Consider the following 7,794-nt stretch of genomic DNA (forward strand, 5'->3'; position numbering starts at 1 on the left):
TTTTGATGCTGTGCATTATAGTTACTAAATCTATAGAAAAATATTCCTTGACTTAGTTTTAATTAAGTGTTACCTTAACGGGGTGAACTACAACACCCTCTATCCCATTGCTAAAAGCGTTTGGGACTGCTTTTCGTATCGGTGTTTAAACTTCCATTGACATCAGCATTGTATTTGACACCATTTGAAGCTTTATAAAGTCCTCTTTTCACTCGTTTACCACTAAATCTGTGTTTAACACCTTTTTGATAAACTGGTAAGTCGTCCCAGTCTAAAAAACTAGCAATTGAAGTATAACTTTCTTCATTAATTATGACTTTGATTCCTACTAATTTGGCTTTGTATTTTAGCTGTTCAATTAACTTGAAAAAAGGAATTTGAACAAAATTTTGATTGTTTTTTTTGCCAAGATTTAGGCTTTGTTTCCAGTTAGGATTATTTCCTATTACTAAAATTCCTATCTCCCAGCCTATCAGATGATTAATAATATATCTGCTAGTCTTATGGAGATAATCATCAATCTTTAAATTTCTTTTTGTCGATAATCTTTGGATTCGATTACTACTTTTAGTCTCCTTTAATTCTGACTGTAGTTTCCCCTTTTTCTTATTATAGAATTGATTAATTGATTTGACTGGTCTGCCGTTAATAATTAAGGGTTGAAAACCTTTTTTATTTGATGTTACAGTCGCCAAATTATTCACTCCCAAATCTACAGAAGCTACATTATATTCAGACAAATCTAATTTGACTTCAATGGCTTCGTAAACCACTTCTACCACATAGTAATTAAGCTTAGGAATTATTCTCACTTGTTGCAGAGCAGAGTAATTTATTTTACTCTCAAAAAATAGCTCACTTTTTGATAGTAATATCTTCTGATTTTTGACTAATTGAGGTTTACTAATCGCTTGTTTTGTATAAACTAGAATATTCCTCCCTTTCTGTTTATGTTTATATTTTGGCAGTTTCGGACGGCTTTTAAACTTGCTTGGACATTCATTATAAGCTCTGATAGCTTGAAAAAAACTTTGCCAATTTTTATCTAAAAGAATCAAAACCTGTTGAGAAACTTTCGCCGGTATTGCTTGATAATCTGCTCCCGACTGTAATAGTTTTTGAACCTTGTTATAATTTAGATAATTTCCTTTATTAATAAACTCTTGTCTAACTATGTAGTTAGCCATGTTGTAGAGATTTTTAGACAAGAAAGCTAGAGCATCAAGTGGTTTATAATTGGGATGATTTTTTTTAATAATAGTACGTTCTACTAACTGCATTATCCCTCCTGTAAACATTTAACGAGCTGTTCTGCTTTCCTTTCTCAGTCTAAGATATTTTTAGTTGNGATTTTTTTTAATAATAGTACGTTCTACTAACTGCATTATCCCTCCTGTAAACATTTAACGAGCTGTTCTGCTTTCCTTTCTCAGTCTAAGATATTTTTAGTTGTTTTCCTATGTTTTTCTATAAAATCAATAAAACTTTACAATACTACTAATAGACCAGTATTTCTCCTGTGATTCTTGTGATTCCTCTTTAGCTAGAGGATGTATTAACAGATGAACATGATCTGGCATAACAACTAAAACAAAAACATTATATCGCTTTCTATGAAAGAAAAGACAAGCATCTAAAACAATTTGTCTAGCTGCTGGAGTCAATTCAAGCCTTTGCCAGGTTTTAAAAGTTATGAAATATACCGCTCCATCAAATTCCCAGTGAGGTAAATCTCTTTTTGTAATTTTGAGTTTTGGGTTTTTCATCTAATTGTTAGAAGCTTAAATCAGTTGATTTTTACTTAATAGTATATCTCTATCTCTTGTTTGTTATTTGTTATCTATCTATGATTTGTGGCACAGGCTTCCAGCCTGTGTAATGTCATGTATGTATGTAATCATGTATCTCTAATTGTTTATCTGTTTGTTTGTTGTGTGTTTTTGTATTGTTATCTCAAATGGGAACAGCCCAGAGGGCTATTCCACTTGTATGATAGTATTCTATGATAGTAATTGAAAAAAAATGACTACTCAACTACCGAAAAATGACTCCCCAAAACGCCGTATTTTTTCTCAAGAGTCATGGGAACAAATATCTTCCCCTGAAGAATTTGACCAATTAATACAAGTAGTTAATATCAAAGACTGGCTATCTTTTGCCATATTTGGCGGTCTAGTATTAGGTAGTATTTTATGGAGTATTTTTGGCAAAATACCTATTACTGTAACTGGAAAAGGAGTATTAATTCGCCCCCGACAAGTAGTAGAATTTCAATCAGCAATTCAAGGTAATTTAGAGTCTCTAAAAATTAGGGATGGAGAGTGTGTCAAAAAAGATGATGTACTGGCAACTATCGATCCATCTCAACTTAAAAAACAGTTAGAGTTACAACAGGAAAAGCTAATTCTTCTGCAAACTCAAGCAGTAGATACTCAACAGTTAGAAAGTCAACGAACTGAATTAGAAATAGATGGTTTGACAAGTAAAGCGGAAAGTTTAAGACAACGTTTGCAAGATACTCAAAATCTTACACCTACTCTACAAAATAATACTTTAAAAGCACTCCGGGAAAAACGCCAGACTTTGGAGCAACGTTTACAGGATATGCAAGCTGTTACTCCCATATTAAAAGAGGAAAAATTACAGGAAATTAATAAACAACGAACAAGTTTAGAAAAACGTTTGGGAGATGCTAAACAATTAACTCCCGAATTGAGAGATAAAAAATTACAGGCGATCGCTGAACAAAAAATTACTCTTCAGCAACGCTTAGAAAATGCTAAAAATTTAACTCCTATTTTGCGAGATAAAAATGAGTTAGCATTACAACAACAACGAGAAAGTTTACAACAACGTTTGAAGGATGCTAAAGAGTTAGTTCCTATTTTTCAGAAGAGATTAACACAACGTCAGGAATTATTTGAGGAGGGTGCTATTTCTCAAGATAATTTATTACAAACAGAACAAGAATTTCGGCAAAATTTACAGTCTATTGGTCAAATTGAAGCTGAATTAAAACAATTAGAAGTACAGGAAACAGAAACTACAGAAAAATATTTAGAAAATTTCAGTAATATTAGCGAAATTGAGGATAAACTCAAAGATTTAGAAGTGGAGGAAGTAGAAACTAACCAGAGATATTTAGATAATATCAATACTATTAGAGAAATTGAAACTGAGTTACAGGCGTTAGATTCACAAACGACGGAAAATTCTAAACAATTTCTCGATAATCTCAATCAAATTAATGAAATAAAAGTACAGTTACAGGAAGTTAAATTACAAGAAACGGAAGCCCTGGAAAAATATTTAGAAAACCAGAATACAATTGCACAGTTAAAAGTAGATTTACAAGATTTAGATACCCAGAGAAAACGTTTGGAACAAGAAAATTTAGAAGCAGCTAATAGTCGCAAAAATCAAATAGAAGAGGTTAACCGAGAAATTGCTAAGTTGGAAAAAGAGGTGGCTGATAATAGTAAAATTATTAGTCCGGTAGATGGATGTGTTTTGGAAATTAAAAGCACTGTCGGACAATATGTAAATCCTGGTACTTCTCTGGGTAAAATTAATGTTCAAGGAAGGTCTACATCTGAATTAGTAATGGTTAGTTATTTCCCTGTTAAAGATGGCAAGCTGATTAAATTTGATATGGAAATTAATATTACTCCCGATACTGTGAAACGAGAAAGATTTGGCGGAATTATTGGTAATATTACTTCTATTTCTAATTTTCCTGTGACTAAAGAAGGTGCAAATTTTGTAGTAGGAAATCCAGAAATTGTAGAAAATATTATTGGGGAAAGTGGCGGGCAAATTGAAGCTTATGCTCAACTTAAAAAAGATGATAATACCTTCAGTGGTTATCAATGGTCTTCAAGTAAAGGACCACAACAAAAATTAACTGCGGGTACGACTATAACAACACGAGTAAAAGTTGAGGAAAGAGCGCCTATTACTTTTGTTTTGCCAATACTAAGAGAATGGAGCGGAATTTAGAATTCAAAAGTCAGGTGCATTAAGCTCCACTTCCTTATAAAACTCAAAATCCTGATTATTATTTAGGGGAAGTAAGGGGTTTTTTACAACAAGTCGGGTAATAAGTGGCTATACAAAATTAATTACCTATTCTGTCATAAAATTACGCAACTATATTTGACATTGCAAGTAGCCTGAAGTCAAATGATAGAGGAATCTTATCAATTTTTGGAGATGTCTAATTACTTGCATAACAATCTACAATGCCAGCCTCAAAGTTAAACAAGCCGACACCACTATTTAATATATTTAAAATAAACATTAGTTGAATCTAAAAATCAGACTCTAAATTAACTAGCATTTTGGGGTTGATTTTCGTCTAGTTCCGTATCTCGGAAAAATTTGCGAATAATTTCAACATCAGGCTCTGTCTCAATCCAGAGACGGGCACCACCTGCTTGACTTCTGTTAGGTTTATGAGGTCGATAGACAATTTTGCAGTTTCCCAGAATTTCTACTTCGTGGCAGCGGTCATTTCTGTCTCCTTGTTTAACAGAAATGGCTGGAAAAGATGTGCCGTGGTCTCGGTTATGGTCAATTTCTCTTCGCAATACATGGATAAAAGTATTNGGTCGATAGACAATTTTGCAGTTTCCCAGAATTTCTACTTCGTGGCAGCGGTCATTTCTGTCTCCTTGTTTAACAGAAATGGCTGGAAAAGATGTGCCGTGGTCTCGGTTATGGTCAATTTCTCTTCGCAATACATGGATAAAAGTATTGCCTGTGCGGAATCCTTTATTCCAAGTTCCTTCAGGACCACGGCGACCAGGGGTAATTTCTGGCATTCCTCTACCATTTAAAGGAATTACCCACAACCGTTTAACTTTTTCGGCTCCTTTGAGACGACCTTGCCTGAGAAGTAATCTGAGTCTAGCAGTAGAAATATTTAAAAGAAAAGCTGCTTCTGTTGTACCAACTTTATTTGGTTTAGTTTCAGTGTTTGTATCTTTCATAAACTGTTTCGGAATAGATATTCTATGAACTGGATAACCAAATACCCATCAAACCACAAATGATTTAATTTGGCAAGAATTTTTGATTTTCCAGTATTGACTTTAATAGTAATCTCAGTAGGAGATTTTACAATTACCGAAAATCTCAACTAAATTTGGTTTAGTAGTTATATCTTCCATAAACTGTTTCGGAGCAAATTGAGGATATGAAAATTTGACTGACCTATATAGATAGTCGAAAATTTCTCACAGACTTTTCCAGAATATTTGCTTTTTCTAGAGGTAAGTATAAATTTCCTGAAGTGGAGCGATCGCCTCAACCATCCCCTCAACTTTTTGCCAGTTTTTCTGAGGAGATGAAAATTTCACTTTTATATATAGATAGTCGAAAATTTGCCAGAAATTTTTCCAGAATATCTGTTCTTTCCAGACGTAAGTAGATATTTTCTCTTTGTGGAGCGATCGCCTCAACCACCCTCTCAACTTTTTGCCAGTTTTTGTTAGAGATGAAAATTTTCCTTCTATATATAGATAGTCGAAAATTTGCCAGAGACTTTTCCAGAATATTTGCTCTTTCTAGAAGTAATTAGAGATTTTTTGAAGTGGAGCGATCGCCTCTTGCCTACCCCCCAACTTTTTGCCAGTTTTCTTAAAAGATGAAAATTTCACTCTTATATATAGATAGTCGAAAATTTCTCAGAGACTTTTCCAGAATATTTGCTCAATCAACAGATAAGTAAAGATTTTCTCTTTGTGGAGCGAGCGACTCTTGCCTCCCTTCGACTTTTTGCCAGTTTTCCTCATATAGATAGTCGAAAATTTGCCAGAGACTTTTCCAGAGTATTTGCTCTTGAGCGAGGTAAGTAGAGATTTGCTGAAGTCGAGCAATTGCCTCAAGCCTCCCATCGACTTTTTCCCAGTTTTTATGAGGAGATGAAAATTTTCCTTCTATATATAGATAGTGAAAAATTTGCCAGAGACTTTTCTAGAATATCTGCTCTTTCCAGACGTAAGTAGATATTTTCTCTTTGTGGAGCGATCGCCTCAACCGGACCCTCAACTTTTTACCAGTTTTCTTAAAAGATGAAAATTTCACTTCTATATATAGGTAGTGAAAAATTTGCCAGAGACTTTTCCAGAATATTTGCTTTATCTAGAGTTAACTAGTGGGACTTACACAACTTAACTGGCCAAATTAGACTATAATGCTTGGTCTACAATAATTTTACGTCTCCCGCGATCGCGGAATCTANCTAGTGGGACTTACACAACTTAACTGGCCAAATTAGACTATAATGCTTGGTCTACAATAATTTTACGTCTCCCGCGATCGCGGAATCTATGAAAGAAACAACCCCTACTGCAATGCCCCCTTGCGCGTGAAAGGTGGTGTCAACAGTTTGATGATTGTTGGAAAAACCTACCCCAAAAAACAGGATTCCGCCACTATTTGGGTGGATTACTAGGGGAAAGTGAAAGAAAAAACATATCACGAACATTGCCAATAACTCTATTGGAGTTGTTTATAATCGGTTACATCATTTCATAGCAGATTCTCCTTGGCAACCAACTCAAATTAATCAACGTCGTATAGAAATAATTAACAAACGTTCCCAAACCAAATTCAAGAAAGGATTTAGTTTAATTTTAGATGACTCTGGACATCGAAAAAGTGGTAATTTTACGTCTGGAGTCGGCCGACAATATATTGGAGAAATCGGTAAAACAGATAATGGAATAGTAACTGTAACAACTCATCCGATACGATGGCAAAAAAAGTTTCCCTTTAGATATTAAGTTATATGAACATTCAAGTTCTTTACCAGAGGGAAAAGATGATAAATTATTTCAGAAAAAGCCAGATATAGGAATAGAGCTAATAGACCGCAGCCTCAACAGAGGCCATCGTCCAGGAATAGTTTTAATTGATGCTGGTTATGGTATGGGATACAACATTTCTGAAAAAACTTGGGAGTTAGGGAATTAAAATACTTAGGAGGAATCGCAAAAAACCGAAAAATAGTAGTCAAACAAAAATCCAATGAAGAAATAGAAACTAGAATAGATGAAGCACGCTAAAAGCATACCAATGGAGGAATTTGAACCGATTATCTTAAGTGTAGAAAAAACAAAAACCGTTTGGGTAACAACATTTACAGCATCAATTTCACGCCTTCAAGGAGAAAGAACTTTTGAAGCGCGTTATGAATGCTAGTTCTATAGAAGAGGCCACAGAAATTGATTATTTTATTACCAATGTTGAACTTGAAAAAGTAACATCTGAGTGGATAGTAAATAGCTACTCAAATAGAAATTGGATAGAGGTTTTTTACAGAGAAGCGCTCATGATGGTTAGGATTAAAAGAGTATCAAGTTAGAGATAAATGGAGTTTAGAACGTCATTTTATCCTGGTCCGATCGTGCTTATACTTTTATCATTTGTCATAAGTTAACTGGGGGACGTGCATTGGCAATGGGGAAATAAACCTTTGAAGACATTTACTGATGCTTTAGAAGCTTTTCGTACAGCCATGTATGCACCGTTTTGTTAACTGGTTAACTAACAACATTGACGTCTTTGCCTTTCACAAAAAGAGTTTGGGCTATATTTGGGCTTAAGATGAGAAGTGTAAACTTCGCCCAAAGTCTTATATAATCTCGCTTTTTGCAATTAAAAATTTACTTGATAAATCAGCTGTAAAATGTTGTGTAAGTTCAGTAGCGATCGCGGGAGACGTAAAATTATTGTAGACCAAGCATTATAGTCTAATTTTACCAGTTAAGTTGTGTAAGTCCCACTAGA

5 protein-coding genes and 2 pseudogenes are annotated in these 7,794 nt (G+C 34.3%); 3 read left to right on the forward strand and 4 right to left on the reverse strand.

Going from position 1 to position 7,794, the window contains the following annotated elements; all coding sequences use genetic code 11:
• Positions 1 to 110 precede the first annotated feature (110 nt).
• Complete coding sequence (locus tag AFK68_RS19630; RefSeq protein ID WP_246844295.1) at positions 111 to 1,280, reverse strand: transposase; 1,170 nt, start codon at positions 1,278 to 1,280, stop codon at positions 111 to 113.
• A 195-nt stretch (positions 1,281 to 1,475) separates the two neighbouring features.
• Positions 1,476 to 1,766: a hypothetical protein gene (locus tag AFK68_RS19635; protein ID WP_210407510.1), complete on the reverse strand. Its 291-nt coding sequence runs from the start codon at positions 1,764 to 1,766 to the stop codon at positions 1,476 to 1,478.
• A gap of 256 nt (positions 1,767 to 2,022) precedes the next feature.
• Here AFK68_RS19635 and AFK68_RS19640 point away from each other — a divergent pair, with 256 nt between their 5' ends.
• A complete protein-coding gene (locus AFK68_RS19640; protein WP_094674363.1) occupies positions 2,023 to 3,999 on the forward strand; it encodes an NHLP bacteriocin system secretion protein in 1,977 nt (658 codons plus the stop codon).
• Positions 4,000 to 4,328: 329 nt separating this feature from the next.
• Here the strand turns inward: AFK68_RS19640 and AFK68_RS39290 are convergent.
• Positions 4,329 to 4,607, reverse strand: a pseudogene (locus tag AFK68_RS39290) (hypothetical protein); the annotation flags it as partial.
• 660 nt (positions 4,608 to 5,267) lie between these two features.
• A complete protein-coding gene (locus tag AFK68_RS19650; RefSeq protein ID WP_094674365.1) occupies positions 5,268 to 5,474 on the reverse strand; it encodes a hypothetical protein in 207 nt (68 codons plus the stop codon).
• Positions 5,475 to 5,708: 234 nt separating this feature from the next.
• Here AFK68_RS19650 and AFK68_RS37070 point away from each other — a divergent pair, with 234 nt between their 5' ends.
• Together AFK68_RS37070 and AFK68_RS19655 are read left to right on the forward strand one after the other, a co-directional pair.
• Entirely contained in the window at positions 5,709 to 5,858 is a 150-nt protein-coding gene (locus AFK68_RS37070; RefSeq protein WP_168186558.1) for a hypothetical protein, read from the forward strand.
• Positions 5,859 to 6,332: 474 nt separating this feature from the next.
• Positions 6,333 to 7,610: pseudogene (locus AFK68_RS19655) on the forward strand (IS701 family transposase).
• Positions 7,611 to 7,794: the final 184 nt, after the last annotated feature.

This window comes from Hydrocoleum sp. CS-953 (genome assembly GCF_002260545.1).
Taxonomy (GTDB): Bacteria; Cyanobacteriota; Cyanobacteriia; order Cyanobacteriales; family Microcoleaceae; genus Trichodesmium.

What these genes read in the sequence shown, in the direction of transcription:
- AFK68_RS19640 (WP_094674363.1), top strand. Translation starts at nt 2,023, where the DNA reads ATGACTACTCAACTACCGAAAAATGACTCCCCAAAACGCCGTATTTTT.
- AFK68_RS19635 (WP_210407510.1), bottom strand. Translation starts at nt 1,766, where the DNA reads ATGAAAAACCCAAAACTCAAAATTACAAAAAGAGATTTACCTCACTGG.
- AFK68_RS19630 (WP_246844295.1), bottom strand. Translation starts at nt 1,280, where the DNA reads ATGCAGTTAGTAGAACGTACTATTATTAAAAAAAATCATCCCAATTAT.